Raw genomic sequence first — 19,760 nt, 5'->3', positions numbered from 1 at the left:
TAGTGCCTCTCGTTCGGAGCAGGCCGGACAGGGAGCGGGGTCTGGTGCGTGCAGCTGCGAGGCGGAGGATTGAGGCACGGCGGAGCCGTGGTGATTGACGACAACGCCGCAGATGTGCGTGCCAGACCCCGCGAGCCCGGCCTGCTCTGGACGAGAGGCACTAGGCCTCCCTTCGGGTACGGGGGTCGAGGACCATGTAGAGCACGTCGGCGAGGAGGTTCGCCGCGAGGACGGAGAGCGTGATGATCAGGAAGACGCCCTGCATGAGGGGGTAGTCCTTGGCTCCCACGCCCTGGAAGAGCTGGTAGCCGATGCCCGGGTAGGAGAAGACCATCTCCACCAGGAGCGTGCCGCCGACGATGAAGCCCAGCGAGAGGGCGAAGCCGGAGATGTTGGGGAGGATCGCGTTGCGGGCGGCGTACCCGAACATCACCCGGCGCTCGGAGAGCCCCTTGGCCTGGGCGACCATGACGTAGTCCTCGCTCGACACCGTCACCATCATGTTGCGCATGCCGAGGATCCAGCCGGCGACGGCGCTGAGCACGATCGTGAGGCCGGGCAGCGCCCCGTGGTAGAGCGCGCTGGAGATGAACGGCCAGTCGAAGGCGGGCACCAGCGAGTTGTCGTAGCCGCCGGCGGCCGGGAAGAGCGGCCACTTCACGGCGAACAGCGAGATGGCGATGAGGCCGAGCCAGAAGTACGGGATCGCCGAGATGAACGTGGTGACGGGCAGCAGGCTGTCCATCCAGGAGCCGCGCCGCCAGCCGGTGAAGACCCCGATGCCGGTGCCGAGCACGAAGCTGATCAGCGTGGTGATGCCGACGAGCGCGAGCGTCCACGGCAGCGACTGGGCGATGACCTCGCTCACCGGGGTCGGGAAGAAGGTGAAGGACAGCCCGAGGTCGCCGTCGAGCAGATGCGCCCAGTAGTCGACGTACTGCTGCCAGATCGACTGGTGCTTGTCCAGGCCGAAGAGGGCCTGGAGCGAGGCGATGGCATTGGTGTCCAGCTGTCCCTGGAAGCGGGCCATGAGGGACTGCACCGGGTCGCCGGGCATCATCCGCGGGATGAGGAAGTTGATGGTGATCGCGGCCCACGCGGTGACCAGGTAGAAGGCGAGCCGTTGGAGCAGGAACTTCACTTCGCAGCCTCCTTCTCGTGGTCGTCGGTGGTGGTCGCGTCGCCGGTGGCCGAGTCGTACAGCCAGCAGGCGGCCCACTGGCCGTCGGCCAGGTCGAAGCGGGGCGGCAGTTCGGTGCGGCAGCGCTCCATCGCCTTGGGGCAGCGGGGGTGGAAGCGGCAGCCGGCCGGCGGGTCGATGAGCGAGGGGGGCTCGCCGCTGCCGGTCTCCTCCTGCTCCTCCTCGTCGGCCACCCGGTCCGGGTCGGGCGCCGAGGCGATCAACAGCTGGGTGTAGGGGTGCGCGGGGTGCTGGGTGACGGTCTCGCTGTCACCGCCCTCGACGATCCGGCCGGCGTACATCACCAGCGTGGAGTCCGCGAAGTAGCGGGCGGACGCGATGTCGTGGGTGATGTAGAGGATCGCGAGGTGCATGCGGTCCTTGAGGTCCGCCAGCAGGTTGAGCACCCCGAGCCGGATCGAGACGTCCAGCATCGAGACGGGCTCGTCGGCGAGGAGGACCTGGGGGTCGGCGCCGAGCGCGCGGGCGATGGCCACGCGCTGGCGCTGACCTCCCGACAGCTCGTGCGGGAACTTGTCCAGGTACTGATGAGGAGGAGTCAGCTGGACGCGGTTCAGCAGAGCGGTCAGGTTCTCTTCGAGTTCCGCCTCTCCGTTGCCCGCCCGGCCGTGGATCTTCAGGGCGCGGGTGAGGTGGTAGCGCACGGTGTGCACGGGGTTCAGCGAGGCGAACGGGTCCTGGAAGATGAGCTGGACCCGGCGTACGTAACTGCGGAAGGACCGGCCACGTCCGGCCTTCACCGCCTGTCCGTCCAGGTGGATCTCGCCCTCGGTGAGCGGATACAGCTGGGCGAGCAGCCTGGCGACGGTGGACTTCCCGGAGCCCGACTCCCCCACCAGTGCCGTGACGGTGCCGCGCCGCAGTTGCAGCGAGACGTCGTCGACGGCGTGGACGCTGCGGCGCTTGCCCGCGACGAGGTCGCGGCCGGTGCGCCGGACGGCGAAGTGTTTGGTGACTCCGCGTGCTTCGAGCACGACGTGGTTCTTCTCGGTCTGGTCAGACATGGCCGGTACCTGGATCCCTGGGTCTGAGGCCGACGGCCCTACTTGGACGGCTTGAGCTTCAGCACGACTTCCAGCGCGGAGCGCTGCGTGTGCTGCGGGTCGGCGTACGGGTCGGCCTCGGTGGGCCAGCCCACCCAGTTCTTCGTGGAGTACTCGGCCCCGATGGGCGCGGCCGCGGTCGGGATCATCGGCGCCTGCTCGACCATGATCTTCTGCAGTGTGTTCATCGCGGCGGTCCGGGCGGTGTCGGTGGTCGCGCCGGCGAAGTCCTTGAGCGCCTCGGTCGCCTCGGTGTTCTTGAAGCGGCCGAAGTTGCCGAGCTGGGAGGGCTTGCCGATGGGCTGGAGCAGCGCGCCGTCCATGATGTTCTGGTACATGTCGTACGGGGTCGCGCCGCTGTTGGTCCAGTGCAGGGTGGCGTCGAAGTTGCCGTTGGCCACGTCGGCGGTCCAGGCGTCGGCGGTCTGTGTCTTGACCTTGGCCTCGATACCGATCTTCTTGATGTTGTCCTTGATGATCGCGAGGCCGGTGATGTAGTCGTTCCAGCCGGCCGGGTCGGTGAAGGTGAGCTTCACGGCCTTGCCGCCCGGGTCCTTCAGCACGCCGCCGCTGAGCGTGAAGCCGGCCTCCTCCAGGACCTTCTTGGCGCCCTCGACGTCCGGCTTCGTGGTCGCGCTCTTGTACTCGGGCGCGAGGAAGGACTCACCGGCGGGCAGCGGGATGCCGGTCGGGTTGGTGATCTCCGGGTAGAGCGTCGCCTCGGCCTGGGTGTAGATCGCGTTGCGGTCGACGACCATCGCCATGGCCTTGCGCAGCGCCGGGTTGTCGAACGGCTTGCGGGCGGTGTTGAACCACAGGCCGTGGATGCCGAGCCCGGAGGGGAACCACAGTTTGTGGTTCTTGGGGTCCTTGGAGATGAACAGCTGCTTGTAGTTCGGCATGAAGACGAACGACCACTCCAGCTTGCCGCTGGCCAGCGCGGTGGTGGCGGCGCTGTTGTCGTTGTAGGTGCTGTAGCGCAGCTCCTTGACCTTCGTCGCGCCCTTCCAGTAGGTGGGCGTGGCGGTCAGCGTGGTGGTCTGCGGAGTGAACGTCTTCAGCTTGTACGGGCCCGAGCCGACGGGCGTGCGGTTGGGCCAGGTCTCCGGGCTCTTGACGCCTTCCCAGATGTGCTTGGGCACGATGAACTGCTGGAGGATCTTGTTCTGGTTGACGTACTGCGAGTCGTCGAAGGTCAGGACGACCTTCTTGCCCTGGACCTCGACGCCGCCGAACGCGATGCCGTCGCCGTTGAGCGCCGGGTGCTTCTTCAGCAGGTTGAAGGTGAACGCGACGTCCTCGGCGGTCAGCGGCTTGCCGTCGGCCCACTTGGCCTTGTCGTTCAGGGTGAAGGTGACCTTGGTGAAGTTCAGGTCCCACTTCCACTCCGTCGCCAGCCACGGGTCGGGCTTGTCGGCGGGCCGGATCTGGCTCACCATCGCCAGCGGCTCGTAGATCATGAAGCGGTAGCCGAGGGTGGCGCCCGCCGAAGTGGCCAGGAACGGGTTGCTGTTGTTCGTCTGCGGCCCGTCCGGCTTGCCGATGTTCAGGACGCCCGAAGCGCCACTGCCGCTCTTGTCGCGGTTCGAGTTGGCTGACGAGCATCCGGCGGCGAGCGCGACCACAGCGGTGGCGAGCGCGACCGCTCTGAGCGTGTGGTGACGGCGTGCGGACATGGCGACTCCAGGAGGGACTGGCGGGTCTGGGAGATCCGGAAACGGGCAGCGCTCGGCGCGCCGGCTACGGGCGGTACGGGTGCGTGCGGGCGGTACAGGCAGTGCTGGTGGTACGGGTGCGTGCGGGCCGGGGCCCGCAGCGCTAGGGGGTGGCTGACGAGTGAGGGCGGGTGAAGGAGCGGCGTCCGGTGCGTGCGATCGCAAGGCGCCGGAGCGCCCTCGTGGCGGAGCCACGTGGGCGTTTCGGCAACGCCGCGAGCGTGCGTGCCGGACGCCGCGACGCCGCCCTCACTCGTCAGCCACCCCCCACGGGCGCCGAGTGGCGCACGACCAGTTCGGTGGGCAGCACGAGCGGTGCGTCGGGTACGGGCGTGCCGCCGAGGTGGGAGAGGAGCATCCGTGCGGCCGTCTCACCCATCTGCCGGGTGGGCTGGCGCACGGTGGTCAGGGGCGGTTCGGTGTGCTCGGCCATCGGGATGTCGTCGAAACCGACCACCGCGATGTCGCCGGGCACGGAGCGCCCCGCGGCGCGCAGCGCCCGCAGCACGCCTGCCGCGGTGATGTCGTTGTGCGCGAAGACCGAGTCGAACTCGACGCCGGAGGCGAGGAGTTGCTCCACGGCCTCGCGGCCGCAACGCTCGGTGAAGTCTCCGCGGTGGACGAGGTCGGTGGGCAGGACGGAGACGAACCCCGTTAGCCGGTCGCGTACGCAGCCGAAGTCCTGGGGGCCCGTGATGACCAGGGGCCTGGTGCGGCCGGCGTCCCGCAGATGGCGGGCTGCCGACGCGCCTCCTTCGTGGTTGGTGGTCACGACGGAGGGGAATTCGGGGTGGTGGCCGCGATCGTCGATCAGCACGATCGGCAGGCCGGCGCGGTGCAGTGAGGTGAGGTGGTCGAGGGTGTTCTCGGGTTCGACGACGACCAGTCCGTCGAAGGCGCGCGCCGACACCTGGCTGGTGAAGCGCTGCACGGACTCGGCCCCGCGGTTGCAGGTGAAGAGCAACAGCCCGTAGTCGGCGGCCTCGACGGTGTCGACGACGCCCTGAAGCACCTCGCCCATCCACGGCCAGGTCAGCGAGGGCACCAGCATGCCGACCGTACGGCTGCTGCCGCGGGCCAGACCGACGGCGCCCGAGCTGGGTACGTAGCCGAGCTGTGCGATCACTTCACGAACACGGGCGGCCGTCGAACCGTCCACTTCGCCCTTCGTGTTGATGACCCGGGACACGGTCGTCTTGCTGACGCCGGCCTCGCGGGCGACATCAGCGATGGTGACACGCATCGGGGCCTCCAGGACACAACGGGACAGAGCGAACGAGCAGCCGTGGAACCGGTACCGCAACCGGTTCCGGAACCGGTACCGGCGTTGGTGGCGTGAGTTAACCTCGCTGGAACAGGGCCGTCAATACTTCACGTCGAGATTGGTCCGTACCCATTTCCGCAACGGGTCTGCACGACACTTGCGTTCACATCCTGAACACACAAAGCGGCCCAGGCGATGCGGGCCTCCGCGGGGTCCTGTCCGTAAGCGATCCGGTGGGCGGCCTCGGTGGACCTGCCTCGCCACGGCCGCGCGTACGACGGCACGCCCCGGGCGGGAGTCCGCCCCGCCCGCTTCTCGCTCGCACACGAGCCTGGATCCGCGACCCGGACCGGGAGGGCGGGCCGGCCTCCGTCGACGACATCCGTGACCGGGCGGAGCCGGCGGCCATTCGGCCCCCGGCGGCGGCAGGCCGGAACGGCGGCCCGCGCGACGGCTTCGGTAGCAGGCGCACACACCTGGACCGCGGGCCGGAGAGCCGGCCCGCGATCCGGACGTGTCCGTCCGCGTTACTCCGTCGGCTCGATCCCCGCGCGCAGCAGCCCGAAGGTGTACGCGTCCTCCAGTGCCTGCCAGGACGCGGCGATGACGTTCTCGGCGACCCCCACGGTCGCCCAGTCGCCCTTGCCGTCACCCGTGGTGATCAGGACGCGGGTGGTGGACTCGGTGCCGGTGCGGCCCTCCAGGATGCGGACCTTGTAGTCCACCAGCTCCAGCTTGGCGAGCTGCGGGTAGATCCGTTCCAGGGCGACGCGCAGCGCCCGGTCGAGCGCGTTGACCGGGCCGTTGCCCTCGGCGGTGGCGACGATGCGCTCGCCCTTGGCCCAGAGCTTCACGGTCGCCTCGTTGGCGTGGGTGCCGTCGGGGCGGTCCTCGACGATCGCCCGCCAGGACTCCACGCGGAAGTAGCGGCGGGGCCTGCCCTCGGCCTCGGCGCGCAGCAGCAGTTCGAAGGAGGCGTCGGCGGCCTCGTAGGTGTAGCCCCGGAGCTCACGCTCCTTGACGCGCTCGACGACGCGGCCGATGAGCTCGCGGTCGCCGCCGAGGTCGATGCCGAGCTCCACGCTCTTGAGCTCGATGGAGGCGCGACCCGCCATGTCGGAGACGAGCATCCGCATGGTGTTGCCGACCAGCGCGGGGTCGATGTGCTGGTACAGGTCCGGGTCGACCTTGATCGCGGAGGCGTGTAGCCCGGCCTTGTGCGCGAACGCCGAGACGCCGACGTACGGCTGGTGGGTGGAGGGCGTGAGGTTGACGACCTCGGCGATGGCGTGCGAGACGCGGGTCATGTCGGCGAGCGCGCCCTCGGGCAGGACGGTCATGCCGTACTTGAGCTCCAGCGCGGCGACGACGGGGAAGAGGTTGGCGTTGCCGACCCGCTCGCCGTAGCCGTTGGCGGTGCACTGGACGTGCGTGGCACCCGCGTCGACGGCGGCCAGGGTGTTGGCGACGGCGCAGCCGGTGTCGTCCTGGGCGTGGATGCCGAGGCGGGCGCCCGTGTCGGCCAGGACGGTGGCGACGACGGCCTGGACCTGGGCCGGGAGCATCCCGCCGTTGGTGTCGCAGAGGATGACGACGTCGGCGCCGGCGTCCGACGCGGCCCGGACGACGGCCTTGGCGTACTCGGCGTTGGCACGGTAGCCGTCGAAGAAGTGCTCGCAGTCGACGAAGACCCTGCGCCCCTGGGCGACCAGGTGGGAGACGGTGTCGCGCACCATCTCCAGGTTCTCCTCCAGCGTGGTGCGCAGGGCGAGCTCGACATGGCGGTCGTGCGACTTGGCGACCAGCGTGATCACCGGGGCACCCGACTCCAGCAGCGCCTTGACCTGCGGGTCCTCGGCCGCCTTGCCGCCGGCCCTGCGGGTCGCGCCGAAGGCGACCAGCTCGGCGTTCCTGAACTCGATCTCCTGGCGCGCGCGGGCGAAGAACTCGGTGTCGCGGGGGTTGGCGCCCGGCCAGCCGCCCTCGATGAAACCGACGCCGAAATCGTCCAGGTGCCGGGCGATGGTCAGCTTGTCCGCGACCGTCAGGTTGATGCCTTCACGCTGGGCACCGTCGCGCAGCGTGGTGTCGAAGACATGGAAACTGTCGTCGGTGGGCTTGGCCTTGGTGGTCATGCTGGTCTGACTCCTGTCGGATGAGTGGATCCGGACGATCTGACTCCACTTGCCCCCATCATCCCGCGTGCCTCGTCCCGGCCGGTGGTGAGGGCCGGAAAACAAAAAACCCCTCGCGGGTGCGAGAGGTCTGCGCGCGGGTCTGGGGCACGATGGCCGTGCCGTACGTGGTGGTACGGGACGATCACTGCGGACCGGCGCGCCTGTTGCCAATAATCATGACGAACGAGGACACGGAAGCAGTCTGGCACAGGACCGCTTCCGTGCCCCGCCCCGTCTCAGGATGCGGGCGTGACGCTCGTCGCTCCGGCCGGCGACGCCTTCTCCCCGGCCCGCACGGCGGCGACCCGGTTCAGGTCGATGTCCCGGGTCTCGCGCATCGTCAGGTAGACGACCAGCGAGACCGCGGCGCACCCGGCCACGTACCAGTAGAAGCCGGACTCGGCGCCGGCGTTCTTGAACCACAGCGCCACGTACTCGGCGGTGCCGCCGAAGAGCGCGTTGGCGACGGCGTACGAGAGTCCGACGCCCAGGGCGCGGATGCCGGTCGGGAAGAGCTCGGCCTTCACGCAGGCGTTGATGGAGGTGTAGCCGGTGATCACGACCAGCGCGAGCAGCGCGAGGCCGAGGGCGGGCCAGAAGGTGTCCGCGTGCCGCAGCATCGTCATGATCGGCACGGTCAGGAAGGTCGAGCCGATCGCGAAGGTGATGAGCAGCGGACGGCGGCCGATCCGGTCGGACAGCATCCCGGCCAGCGGCTGGATGCACATGAAGACGAACAGCGCGCAGAAGCTGACGAGCGAGGCGGTGGACTTCTCCATGCCGGCGCTCTTGGAGAGGAACTTCGTGAGGTAGGTCGTGTACGTGTAGTAGGCGACGGTCCCGCCCATGGTCAGCGCCATCACGAGGAACGCCTCGCGCCGGTGCTGCCACAGCACCTTCATCGTGCCGCGGTCCTGCTGCTCGGCGGCGCCGGACTCCGCGTACACCTCGGTCTCCAGCATGGAGCGGCGCAGGTAGAAGACGATGCCCGCGCCGAGCGCGCCGACGACGAACGGGATGCGCCAGCCCCAGCTGTGCAGCGCCGCCTCGGACATGTTGCGCTGCAGGAGGATCTGGAGGCCGAGACCGACGAGCTGTCCGGCGGTCATGGACACGTACTGGAAGCTGGAGGCGAAGCCGCGCTTCTCGGGCGCGGAGGCCTCGGTGAGGTAGGTGGCGCTGGCCGCGTACTCACCGCCGACGGACAGTCCCTGGAGCAGCCGGGCCACCATCAGCACGGCGACGCCGCCGTACCCGGCGACGTCGTAGGTCGGGGCGATCGCGATGAGGACCGCGGAGGCCGACATGAGGGTGACGGTCAGGGTGAGCGCGGCCTTGCGGCCCTTGCGGTCACCGATCCTGCCGAGCAGCCAGCCGCCGACCGGCCGCATGAAGAAGCCGACGGCGAAGATGCCCATGGTGTTCATGAGGTTGGCGGTCTCGTTGCCTTCGGGGAAGAACGAATCCGCGAAGTACACCGCGAAGGTCGCGTACACGAACCAGTCGAACCACTCGACCATGTTGCCGGCCGAGCCGACCCAGATTTTCTTCCACTGCTCTCGTCCCATGGTCGGCCACCGTGCCCGAACCACCGGAACCCCAACAAGGGTGCAGGGCGCAACGATCGCGCGTACTTACGTGCGTTGCGTTCACGGAAGGGTGAGACCCGTGGGAGCGGTCAGCGTCTCGTCGATGAACTCGGCGGCACTTTGCAGGACTTGGTCCCGGGATGTGCCGGGGAGGCCGACCGCCACATGGACGCTGAAGCCGTCCAGCAGGGCCCGCAGCCGGGTGGCGAAGCGCTCGGCGTCGACCCGGTGGAACTCCCCGCGCGAGCCGCCCTCGGCGAGCAGTGCCACCAGGTCGCGGTGCCATGCCGCCTCGATCGCGGCCTGCCGGGCGCGTGCGTCGTCGGCGGCGCCGCGCGAGCGGTTCCAGACCTCCAGCCAGAGCGTCCAGTGCGGGTCGCGGTGACCGGCGGGGAGGTAGAGGGCGATGTACGCGTCGAGGCGTTCGCGGACCGTCGTCGGCCGGGACAGCAGCCGGTGCCGCTCGGCCCCGAGCCGGCTCTCGCTCCATTCGAGGGTCTGGAGCAGCAGTTCGTCCTTGGTGCGGAAGTAGTAGAGGAGGTGGCCGCTGCTCATGCCGACCTCCCGGCCGAGAGCGGCCATCGTGAGGCCGTCGAGGCCGCGTTCGGCGACGGTGGCCATGACGGCGGCGAGCACGTCCTCACGGGGCGGGGCGGTGTTGCGGCTGCGCGGGGCGGAGGGCACGGTTCAGACCTTGGGCTGTTGCTGGGTGATGCAGTGGATGCCGCCGCCCCCGGCGAAGATCGCGCGGGCGTCGACGAGTGTCACCGTACGGCCGGGGAAGAGGCGGCGGAAAATCCCGGCGGCGAGCTCGTCGCGCGGGTCGCCGAAGGCGCACAGGACGACCCCGCCGTTGCAGAGGTAGTGGTTGATGTAGGAGTAGTCGACCCACTCCCCGCCGGCCCGCAGCACGGTGGGCGCCAGGACCTCCACGACCTCCAGCGGCCGCCCCTTCGCGTCGGTGGCGGCGCGCAGGATGCGGACGGTCTCCCGGCTGATCTCGTGGTCCGGGTGGGTCGGGTCCGGCTGGACGTGGACGACGACGGTGCCGGGGCGGGCGAAGGCGGCGACGATGTCGACATGGCCGAGCGTGCCGTACGTGCCGTAGTCGCCGGACAGGCCGCGGGGCAGCCAGATGGCCTTCCGGGTGCCGAGGCGCGCGTGGACCTCGGCCTCGACGTCCGCGCGGCTCCAGCCGGGGTTGCGTTCCCTGCCGAGCTGGACGGTCTCCGTGAGCAGGACGGTGCCCTCGCCGTCGACGTGGATCGCGCCGCCCTCGTTGACGAGCGGCGAGCTGTGCACGGGGACTCCGGCGAGTTCGGCGACGGAGCGGGCGATGTGCCGGTCGTGGTCCCAGCGGGCCCAGTCCTGGGCGCCCCAGCCGTTGAAGGTCCAGTCGACTGCGGCCAGTTCGTGGCCGTCGGTGACGAAGGTGGGGCCGATGTCGCGCATCCAGGCGTCGTCGAGCGGGCGCACCGCCAGCTCGATCTCCGGGCCGAGCAGGGCGCGGGCACCCTCCTCCTGGCCGGGGCCGACGACCATCGTGACGGGTTCGAAGCGGCGGACGGCGTGGGCGACGGCGGCCCAGGCGCTACTGGCCTCGTCGAGTTCGGCGGCGGAGGCGAAGGTGGGGTTGGGGCCGGGCCAGGCCATCCAGGTGCGTTCGTGCGGGGCCCATTCGGGCGGCATGCGGAAGGTCACGGGAGCACGGGTCCTTACAGGAAGTAGAGCCGGTTGAGGGAGACCGAGTCGGCGGGTGCGGAGCTGAGCGGGTCACCGTCCAGGGTGACGAGACCGCTGCGTCCGTCCACGTCGACCGTTCCGGTACGGGAGTTGAGGCGCAGGTCGGCGGGGCCGATGCCGCGTGTACCCCGGACGCCGACGCGTCGTCTGCGGGTCGGCATGGCGTCCGCCCCCAGCTGGGTGGCGGCCTGCGAGACGAAGGCGACCGAGAGATCGGCGGCGGTCGCCCCGTACGCGCCGAACTGCGGGCCGAGGACGAGGGGTTCGCAGGTGTCGGTGGCGGCGCTGGGGTCGCCGGTGACGCCGTAGGCGGGGAAGCCGGACTTGAGGACCAGTTGCGGCTTCGCGCCGAAGAACTCGGGCCGCCACAGCACGATGTCGGCGAGCTTCCCGGTCTCGATGGAGCCGATCTCGTGCGCGAGGCCGTGGGCGATGGCGGGGTTGATGGTGAGCTTGGCCATGTAGCGCAGCACCCGGGCGTTGTCGTCGCCCGGCCCGTCGCCCTCCATCGGGCCGAGTTCGGCCTTCATCTTCCCGGCCATGGCGAAGGTGCGGCGGACTGTCTCGCCGGCCCGACCCATGCCCTGGGCGTCGGAGGAGGTGATGCCGATAGCCCCGAGGTCGTGCAGCACGTCCTCGGCGCCCATCGTGCCGGCTCTGATCCGGTCGCGGGCCATGGCGGCGTCGCCCGGCAGGTCCGTTTTCAGGTCGTGTACGGAGACGATCATCCCGTAGTGCTCGGCGACCGCGTCCCGGCCGAAGGGCAGGGTCGGGTTGGTCGAGGAGCCGATGACGTTCGGCACGCCGGCCATCTTCAGGACGTTGGGGACGTGTCCGCCGCCGCAGCCCTCGATGTGGAAGGCGTGGATGGTGCGCCCCTCCAGGACGCTCAGGGTGTCCTCGACCGACAGGCATTCGTTCAGCCCGTCGCTGTGCAGGGCCACCTGGACGTCGTACTCCTCGGCGACGCGCAGCGCGGTGTCCAGGGCGCGGGTGTGGGCGCCCATGTCCTCGTGGACCTTGAAGCCGCAGGCCCCGCCCTCGGCGAGCGCCTCGACGAGCGGCGCCTCGTGGGAGGAGGAACCGCGGCCCAGGAAGCCGATGTTGACCGGCCAGGCGTCGAAGGCGTTGAAGGCGTGGCGCAGGGCCCACGGCGAGTTGACGCCGACGCCCCAGACGGGGCCGAACTCCTGGCCGATGACCGTGGTGACGCCGGAGGCGAGCGAGGCCTCCATGATCCGCGGCGAGAGCAGGTGGACATGGGTGTCGACGGCACCGGCGGTGGCGATCATGCCCTCGCCGGACACGATGGAGGTGCCCGTGCCGACGACGACGTCCACCCCGTCGAGGGTGTCCGGGTTCCCGGCTCTGCCGATCGCGGAGATCCGGCCCTCGCGGATGCCGATCGACACCTTGCGGACGCCCTGCACGGCGTCGATGACCAGTACGTTGCTGATCACCACGTCGCAGGTCTCCCGGACGGCGGCGGCCTTGAGGTGGAGGCCGTCGCGGGCGGTCTTGCCGAATCCGGCGAGGAACTCGTCGCCGGGCTTCTGGGCGTCGGACTCGACCCTGACGGTCAGCCCGGAGTCGCCGAGCCGGACCCGGTCGCCGGCTCGCGGGCCGTGCACGGCGGCGTACTCGTACGGGTCGATGCTCATCGTGCGGCCCCCAGGTATCCGCAGGCGGCCGCGCGTCGCAGCGCTTCCTCGCGGGCGCCGGGTTCGTCGAGGGGGCCGTCGACCAGCCCGGCGAAGCCGATCGCGACACGGTCGCCGCCGATGGGTACGAGGCCCACCTCGACGTGCTCCCCCGGCCCGAAGCGGACGGAGGAGCCCGCGGGTACGGACAGCCGCATCCCGTACCCCGCCGCCCGGTCGAAGTCGAGCCGCGGGTTGGCCTCGAAGAAGTGGAAGTGCGAGGTCACGGAGACCGGGACGGTCGCGGTGTTCCGGACGCCCAGCCGTACCGCGGGCTCGGGCTCCGGTGTGGCGGGGCCCGGCACGATCGCGCCGGGCGCTTCGTCGCCGAGGCCTGCGCCCAGGGGCCGGGAGACCACGGCGAGCCGCGATCCGTCGTCGAAGACGGCCTCCACATGGACCTCGGTGACGACGTCGGCGACCCCGGGCAGCACGTCGTCCGGGCCCAGCACCCGACGCGCCGCCTCGATCGCCTCGGCGAGCCGGCGCCCGTCGCGGGCGGCCTCGCAGACGGTGTCCGCGATCAGGGCGGTGGCCTCGGGGACGTTGAGCCTCAGGCCGCGGGCCCGGCGGGCGCGGGCCAGTTCGGCGGCGCCGAAGAGCAGCAGCCGGTCGCGCTCGGTCGGGGTCAGTCGCACGTCGTCGCACCTCCTGGTTAGAGCAGCACTCTAACCAGGGGGCATGCAGAAACGGAACCCTTGGCAGTTGGGTTCGAGTGACACTCCAAGTCTTCCCGCACAAAAAGGCCGCGCCCTGCGGACGCGGCCTTCTGCGGGTACGTGGATCGGCTAGCCGAGCGGGTGCATCCAGCCGTGGGTGTCCTCGGCGACGCCGCGCTGGATGTCCAGCAGGCGCTCGCGCAGCCGGAGGGTGACCGGGCCCGGCGTGCCGTCGCCCTCGGTCCACTTGCCGCCCGCGCTCTTCACGGTGCCGACGGGGGTGATGACGGCGGCGGTGCCGCAGGCGAAGACCTCGGTGAGGGTGCCGTTCGCGCTGTCGTCGCGCCACTGGTCGATGGAGACGCGGCTCTCCTCGGGCTCGTAGCCGAGGTCCGCGGCGAGCCTGAGCAGCGAGTCACGGGTGATGCCCGCGAGCAGGGAGCCGGTCAGGGCGGGGGTGACGATCTTGTTCCCGTACACGAAGTACAGGTTCATCCCGCCGAGCTCCTCGACCCACCTGTGCTCGACGGCGTCGAGGTAGGCGACCTGGTCGCAGCCCTTGGCGGCGGCCTCGGCCTGGGCGAGGAGGGACGCGGCGTAGTTGCCGCCGGTCTTGGCGTCGCCCATGCCGCCGGGGACGGCGCGGACGCGGTCCTCGGAGAGCCAGATGGAGACGGGCTTCACACCACCGGGGAAGTACGCGCCGGCCGGCGAGGCGATGACCAGGAAGAGGTACTCGTTGGCGGGCCGGACGCCGAGCCCGACCTCGGTCGCGATCATGAACGGGCGCAGGTACAGCGACTCCTCGCCGCCGTGGGCCGGGACCCAGGCCGCGTCCTGCTGGACGAGCGCGTCGCAGGCAGCGACGAACGTCTCGACGGGCAGCTCCGGCATGGCGAGGCGGCGGGCGGACGACTGGAAGCGCTCGGCGTTGGCCTCGGGGCGGAAGGTGGCGACCGTGCCGTCGGGCTGGCGGTAGGCCTTGAGCCCCTCGAAGATCTCCTGGCCGTAGTGCAGCGTCATGTTGGCGGGGTCGATCGACAGCGGCGCGTACGGGACGAGCTGGGCGTCGTGCCAGCCGCGGCCTTCGGTCCACTTGATCGTCACCATGTGATCGGTGAAGTGGCGGCCGAAGCCGGGCTTGACCAGGATCGCCTCGCGCTCCGCGTCGGACAGCGGGTTCGAGGAGGGCTTGAGCTCGATCGTGGGCGTCGTCATGAGTGCGTGTCCTTCACCGGTTTTGTGTGTGTAGGACCACGCTCACGTCAGCTCCTGTCGGACAGGTGCTAGGACGTCCGAGCTTCGCGGCAGGCCACGGTCCCGTTCGATTATCTCTCGTGGGAGGCCGTGCACGAAATGGCGTGAATGCGGTCCAGGGTTCGATGGTGACACCCGGGGCCGCACAGGAGAAGCCGCCGGGTGCGTGTGCGACCCGGCGGCTTCGTAAGGGAGTCGTCGGATCAGCCCGCTACGCGTACCGCGAGCGCGTCGCCGATCTCGTCGGTGCTGCGGGCCGTACCGTCGCGCTCCGCGAGGTCGGCGGAGACGGCGTCCTCGATGCGCACGGCCTCGGCCTCGTAGCCGAGGTGGCGCAGCAGGAGGGCGACGGAGAGGATCGTGGCGGTCGGGTCGGCCTTGCCCTGGCCCGCGATGTCGGGGGCAGTGCCGTGGACCGGCTCGAACATCGACGGGAAGGCGCCCGTCGGGTTGATGTTGCCGGAGGCGGCCAGACCGATGCCGCCGGAGATGGCGGCGGCGAGGTCGGTGAGGATGTCGCCGAAGAGGTTGTCGGTGACGATGACGTCGAAGCGCTCCGGCTGCGTGACGAAGAAGATCGTCGCGGCGTCGACGTGCAGGTAGTCGGTGGTGACCTGGGGGTACTCGGCCGCGACCTTGTCGAAGGTGTTCTTCCACAGGTGGCCCGCGTAGACGAGGACGTTGTTCTTGTGGACCAGCGTCAGCTTCTTGCGCGGGCGGGCGGCGGCCCGCTCGAAGGCGTCGCGGACGACGCGCTCGACGCCGAAGGCCGTGTTGAGGCTGACCTCGGTGGCGACCTCGTGCTCCGTACCGGTGCGCAGCGAACCGCCGTTGCCGGTGTACGGACCCTCGGTGCCCTCACGGACGACGACGAAGTCGATCTCCGGGCTGCCGGCCAGCGGGGTCGCCGTGTTCGGGAACAGCTTCGACGGCCGCAGGTTGATGAAGTGGTCGAAGGCGAAGCGCAGCTTCAGCAGCAGCCCGCGCTCCAGAACGCCGGAGGGCACGGACGGGTCGCCGATCGCACCGAGCAGGATGGCGTCGTGACCCTTGAGGGCCTCCAGCTCCGCGTCCGGGAGGGTTTCACCGGTGCGGTGCCAGCGCTGGGCGCCGAGGTCGTACTCCTTGGTCTCCAGCTTCACATCCTGCGGGAGAACAGCGTTGAGGACCTTGAGCCCCTGGGTCACGACCTCCTGGCCGATACCGTCGCCGGGGATCACTGCGAGATTGATGCTGGGAGCCATGTCCGGCACGATACTGCGCGTCCCACCCCATGACATGTCGCGTCCACTATACGGACACATGGGGAGCTGTACGTGTACCGTTCACCTACCCGACGGAATGGCGTCAGGGAACGGGTGGAGGTTGTCGCCCATGGACATCCCCCGTTTCGGAATCCCCGAGAAGCTCGCCGACCGCATGAGCATGGCCGAGCAGCACGACTACCTGCGCACCCGGCTGACGCGACGCGGCGTGCTGCGTACGGGCGTGGCGACCGCCGCCGTGGCCGGCCTCGGCACCTCGCTCGTCTCCTCCCCCGCGAACGCGGCACCGTCGGTGCTCACTTCGCACAGCACCACCCGGGTGGACGGTTCGCTCGTCGCGCCGTTCGGCCGGCACCTGGCCTACGGCTCCGACCCGAAGACGCGGATGACGGTCTCCTGGCAGGTCCCCTTCGCGGTGCGCCGCCCGTACATCCGCATCGGCCTCAAGCCGTGGGCGCTGAGCCGGAAGATCGACGCCGAGGTGCGCCACCTCACCACGCCGCTGCTGAACGACGGGAAGATCGCGGCCGCCGAGCAGTACTACGTGCACGCGGCCCTGGAGCGGCTGAAGCCCGGCACCACGTACTACTACGGCGTCGGCCACGACGGCTTCGACCCGGCCGACACCCGCAACCTCGGCACGCTCGGCACCTTCACCACCGCGCCCTCGCGCGCCGGGAAGTTCACCTTCACCGCCTTCGGCGACCAGGGCGTCAGCTACCACGCGCTCGGCAACGACCAGCTGATCCTGGGCCAGAACCCCGCCTTCCACCTGCACGCGGGCGACATCTGCTACGCCGACCCGTCGGGCTCCGGCCAGACCAGCGACACCTATGACGCGCGCACCTGGGACCAGTTCCTGGCGCAGACCGAGACGGTCTCCAAGACCGTGCCGTGGATGGTGACGACCGGCAACCACGACATGGAGGCCTGGTACTCGCCCGACGGCTACGGCGGCCAGAACGCCCGCTGGACCCTGCCGGACAACGGGCCGGACCCGGTGAACCAGCCCGGGGCGTACTCCTTCGTGCACGGCAACGTCGGCGTGATCGCGCTCGACGCGAACGACGTCTCGTACGAGATCCCCGCCAACTTCGGCATCAGCGGCGGCAAGCAGACGCGCTGGCTGGACCGGCGCCTGGGCGAGCTGCGGGCGCGCCACGACATCGATTTCCTGGTGGTCTTCTTCCACCACTGCGCCTTCTCCACGACCAACGCGCACGCCTCGGACGGCGGGGTGCGGGACGCCTGGGTACCGCTCTTCGAGAAGCACCAGGTGGACCTGGTCATCAACGGGCACAACCACGTCTACGAGCGCACCGACGCGATCCTGAGGAACGCGGTGCAGCGCGAGGTGCCGATCGGTGAGCGCACCGACCCGACGCGGGACGGCATCGTGTACGTCACGGCGGGCGGCGCGGGCAAGGCGCTGTACAACTTCCCGGCGCCCGACAGCTACGAGGGTCACGTCACCGACCTCGAGAGCGTGGACACGTACCACGTGGTCAAGGGCGGCGGTAAGGCCGTCGAGACCGTGGAGTGGTCGCGGGTGCGCTACACGGGCTTCTCGTTCCTCGCTGTGGAGGTGGAGCCCGGGAAGAACGCGCGGATGAAGGTCACCGCGCTCGCCGAGTCCGGCGAGCGCATCGACCACTTCGAGATCAGCCGCGGCTGAGCGCGGCCGGCTGAAGGGCGCCCCCGGTTCAGTGACCGGTGGAGCCGCCGTTGTCCCTGCGGTCGAGTGCACGCTGCAGGGCGGCGGCGGCGTTCTGCCGCTCCGACTCGGTCGGGCGGTGGGTGTGACGGACGCGGCGGCGGACAGTGGTCTCGGCCATGGTGGATCGACTCCTTGAGATCGCGAGGATTTCGAGATCGAAAAATCGTGAACGTGATGTCGAGATCAGGGATTTCGAGGTGCCGGAAGGGGCGGGGAGCAGGCGCCGCAGGGGTTGCCTGCTTCGGGGGCGCGCGCTCACGACCGCCAGTCGCTTGATCTAGCGAGACGTTCGGCTTCTACAAAGCTAAGGCAGCCGCGCCGGTCTGTCTCCACAATTACTCGGACTTCCTACTATCTGAGACGGAGGTTTACGCCCGCTCACCCCGCGCTCACTCTCAGCTCCCTGATGAGCGCCCGCACGGAGAGCGATCGTGCCAGCTCAGGGGTGGTGACATAGCCCACCGAGCGCGTCGGCCGCTCCGGTCCGAGAGCGGTGATCGCGACCGTGTCCGGTGCTCCTTCGAGTGACAGTTCCGGCATGATCGCCATACCGAGACCACGGGACACCATCGAGAGCACCGCTCCGTCGTCCTCCGCCTCCATCGTCGCCCGCGGGATCCAGTCCTGCGCGGCCCACCACTCGCGGGTGTACGAGGTGCAGCTCTCCGCCCAGTCGAGCAGCGGGAGGGTCCGGGGCGCCGGATGACCGGCCGGGTGCACCAGCGCGTACTCCTCCTCCCGCAGCACTCCCCCGACCAGTTCCTTCGGTACGGGGGAACTCACCCCGATCGTCGCGATCCCCAGATCGGCGCGCCCGTCCAGGACCTCGCCCGCCGTCCCCCGCCCCACTTCCCGGACCACCCGCACCCTCGGCTCGATCCCCGGGTGGCGGGCCGTGAGCCGTTCCAGGGCGGGCGGCAGCAGATGGAGCGCCGCGCTGCGGAAGGCGGCGATGCGCAAGGGACCCGCCAGAACGCCGGACCCCTCCGGTCCGGCCGCCGCGGCGCGCGCCTCGGCGCCCATGACCTCCAGCAGCCGCAGCACACGACGGGCATGCGCGACGGCGCTCGTGCCCGCCGCCGTGGGCCGGGCACCCTTCCGGCCGCGGTCGAAGAGCACGGCCCCGATCCTGCCCTCGCTGGTCCGGATCGCGTGGGAGACGGCAGACTGCGTCATGTCCAGCGCCGTCGCGGCACTCGAGAAGCTGCCGGTGTTCTCGACCGCGACGATGATCCGCAGCTCGTGCGGGGTCAGATCGGTCATCGTGTGAGTCCCCCTCATGCCATGAACACCGTTCATGGAAACGGCCTTTCCATGGACGCAACCCCCTGCCGGGCCGATCGATTCCTTCCTACGGTCACTGCCATGACGACGACGCGCACGGCCCGCACCTTCCACCTGACCGCCCGCCCCTCGGGGTTCCCCACCCCTGACCTCTTCTCCATGGTCGAAACCGCGCTTCCCGTTCCCGGCCCGGGCGAGGCCCTCGTCGAGAACGTCCTCCTCTCCGTGGACCCGTACCACCGCGAGGAGATGGACGGCGGCTGGGAGCTGAACACCCCGCTGGAGGGCCGCGCGCTCGGCCGGGTCGTCGCCTCCCGCGACCCCGGCCTCACCGAAGGCGACCTGGTCCTCCACCGGCACGGCTGGCGCACCCACGCCCTGGTCACGGCCGGGGCCCCCGGCACCCGCAGGCTCCCGTCGTACGAAGGGGTGCCGCTGACCGCGTACCTGTCGATCCTCGGCGGGACCGGGCTGACCGCGTACGTCGCGCTCACCCGCACGCTGGAGTTCAAGGCGGGCCAGGACCTGTTCGTCTCCGCCGCCGCGGGCGGGGTCGGCACCGCGGTGGGCCGGATCGCCCGGCTCCTCGGCGCCGGCCGGATCGTCGGCAGCGCGGGCTCGGCGGCGAAGGCCGCCCGGCTGACGGGCGACCTCGGCTTCGACGCGGCCTTCGACTACCACGACGGGCCGGTCGGCGAACTGCTGGCGATGGCGGCCCCGGCCGGGATCGACGTCGCCGTCGACAACGTGGGCGGGGACCATCTGGAGGCCGCGATATCGGCGCTCCGCGAGCACGGCCGCATCGCCTGGGTCGGCGCGATCGCCCAGTACCACTCGGCGGGCCGGCCACCGGCTGCCCCGCGCAACCTCTTCGACATGGTGGAGAAGAGCCTGCGGCTCGAAGGTGTCATGGTGCGCAACCACACCGCCGCACAGGCCGAGTTGGAGGAACTGCTCGTCCCGCATCTGCAGAGCGGCCGGATCACCCCGGACGTCACCGTCGTCGACGGCTTCGAGCGGACCGTGGACGGCTTCCTGGGAATGCTACGGGGCGAGAACACCGGCAAGATGCTGATCCGTACGGGCGAGTAGGCGGTACGCCTCTGCCGCACCCACCGGGTACTCAGCCGCCATTTGAGTACCCGG

16 protein-coding genes are annotated in these 19,760 nt (G+C 70.2%); 2 read left to right on the top strand and 14 right to left on the bottom strand.

From position 1 onward, the window contains the following. Window positions 1–160: 160 nt before the first annotated feature. From ACIBJG_RS17300 to ACIBJG_RS17245, 12 genes are all read right to left on the bottom strand, one after another. Window positions 161–1,141 (bottom strand): ABC transporter permease, encoded by a 981-nt coding sequence (locus ACIBJG_RS17300; protein WP_399308368.1) that lies wholly within the window; start codon window positions 1,139–1,141, stop codon window positions 161–163. Beyond that, window positions 1,138–2,205 (bottom strand): ABC transporter ATP-binding protein, encoded by a 1,068-nt coding sequence (locus tag ACIBJG_RS17295; RefSeq protein ID WP_399308367.1) that lies wholly within the window; start codon window positions 2,203–2,205, stop codon window positions 1,138–1,140. The genes ACIBJG_RS17300 and ACIBJG_RS17295 overlap by 4 nt, the downstream gene beginning before the upstream one ends. A 38-nt stretch (window positions 2,206–2,243) precedes the next feature. Continuing rightward, complete coding sequence (locus tag ACIBJG_RS17290; protein ID WP_399308366.1) at window positions 2,244–3,920, bottom strand: ABC transporter substrate-binding protein; 1,677 nt, start codon at window positions 3,918–3,920, stop codon at window positions 2,244–2,246. Between the two features lie 295 nt (window positions 3,921–4,215). Next, window positions 4,216–5,202, bottom strand: coding sequence for a LacI family DNA-binding transcriptional regulator (locus ACIBJG_RS17285; protein ID WP_399308365.1), 987 nt, complete (start codon window positions 5,200–5,202; stop codon window positions 4,216–4,218). A 548-nt stretch (window positions 5,203–5,750) separates the two neighbouring features. Continuing rightward, a complete protein-coding gene (gene cimA, locus ACIBJG_RS17280) occupies window positions 5,751–7,358 on the bottom strand; it encodes a citramalate synthase (protein WP_399308364.1) in 1,608 nt (535 codons plus the stop codon). A gap of 278 nt (window positions 7,359–7,636) precedes the next feature. Further along, window positions 7,637–8,968, bottom strand: coding sequence for an MFS transporter (locus ACIBJG_RS17275; RefSeq protein WP_399308363.1), 1,332 nt, complete (start codon window positions 8,966–8,968; stop codon window positions 7,637–7,639). A gap of 81 nt (window positions 8,969–9,049) precedes the next feature. After that, window positions 9,050–9,673, bottom strand: coding sequence for a TetR/AcrR family transcriptional regulator (locus ACIBJG_RS17270; protein WP_399308362.1), 624 nt, complete (start codon window positions 9,671–9,673; stop codon window positions 9,050–9,052). 3 nt (window positions 9,674–9,676) lie between these two features. Next, entirely contained in the window at window positions 9,677–10,678 is a 1,002-nt protein-coding gene (locus tag ACIBJG_RS17265) for an agmatine/peptidylarginine deiminase (protein ID WP_399308553.1), read from the bottom strand. Between the two features lie 26 nt (window positions 10,679–10,704). Further along, complete coding sequence (locus tag ACIBJG_RS17260; protein ID WP_399308361.1) at window positions 10,705–12,393, bottom strand: urease subunit alpha; 1,689 nt, start codon at window positions 12,391–12,393, stop codon at window positions 10,705–10,707. Beyond that, complete coding sequence (gene ureA / locus ACIBJG_RS17255; protein WP_399308360.1) at window positions 12,390–13,070, bottom strand: urease subunit gamma; 681 nt, start codon at window positions 13,068–13,070, stop codon at window positions 12,390–12,392. The genes ACIBJG_RS17260 and ureA overlap by 4 nt, the downstream gene beginning before the upstream one ends. Before the next feature lie 150 nt (window positions 13,071–13,220). Next, the gene (locus tag ACIBJG_RS17250) at window positions 13,221–14,309 is read right to left on the bottom strand and encodes a branched-chain amino acid aminotransferase (RefSeq protein ID WP_399308359.1); all 1,089 of its coding nucleotides are present in this window, start codon (window positions 14,307–14,309) and stop codon (window positions 13,221–13,223) included. A gap of 242 nt (window positions 14,310–14,551) precedes the next feature. Beyond that, a complete protein-coding gene (locus tag ACIBJG_RS17245; RefSeq protein WP_399308358.1) occupies window positions 14,552–15,592 on the bottom strand; it encodes a 3-isopropylmalate dehydrogenase in 1,041 nt (346 codons plus the stop codon). A 130-nt stretch (window positions 15,593–15,722) separates the two neighbouring features. Between ACIBJG_RS17245 and ACIBJG_RS17240 the strand changes: the two genes are divergently transcribed. Further along, window positions 15,723–17,288 (top strand): fibronectin type III domain-containing protein, encoded by a 1,566-nt coding sequence (locus tag ACIBJG_RS17240; RefSeq protein ID WP_399308357.1) that lies wholly within the window; start codon window positions 15,723–15,725, stop codon window positions 17,286–17,288. Between the two features lie 28 nt (window positions 17,289–17,316). Here ACIBJG_RS17240 and ACIBJG_RS17235 read toward each other — a convergent pair whose 3' ends face one another. Both ACIBJG_RS17235 and ACIBJG_RS17230 read right to left on the bottom strand, forming a co-directional pair. After that, entirely contained in the window at window positions 17,317–17,448 is a 132-nt protein-coding gene (locus ACIBJG_RS17235; RefSeq protein ID WP_261991728.1) for a hypothetical protein, read from the bottom strand. 260 nt (window positions 17,449–17,708) lie between these two features. Then, window positions 17,709–18,593, bottom strand: coding sequence for a LysR family transcriptional regulator (locus ACIBJG_RS17230; RefSeq protein ID WP_399308356.1), 885 nt, complete (start codon window positions 18,591–18,593; stop codon window positions 17,709–17,711). Window positions 18,594–18,695: 102 nt separating this feature from the next. On the opposite strand from ACIBJG_RS17230, the gene ACIBJG_RS17225 reads away from it, so the two are divergent. After that, window positions 18,696–19,706, top strand: a complete 1,011-nt coding sequence (locus ACIBJG_RS17225; RefSeq protein WP_399308355.1) for an NADP-dependent oxidoreductase — start codon at window positions 18,696–18,698, stop codon at window positions 19,704–19,706. Window positions 19,707–19,760 lie beyond the last annotated feature (54 nt).

Origin of the sequence: Streptomyces sp. NPDC050422, from assembly GCF_044458665.1 — a bacterium.
In the GTDB taxonomy this organism is placed as follows: Bacteria; Actinomycetota; Actinomycetes; order Streptomycetales; family Streptomycetaceae; genus Streptomyces.
This window is presented reverse-complemented; position numbering and strand designations above follow the sequence as displayed.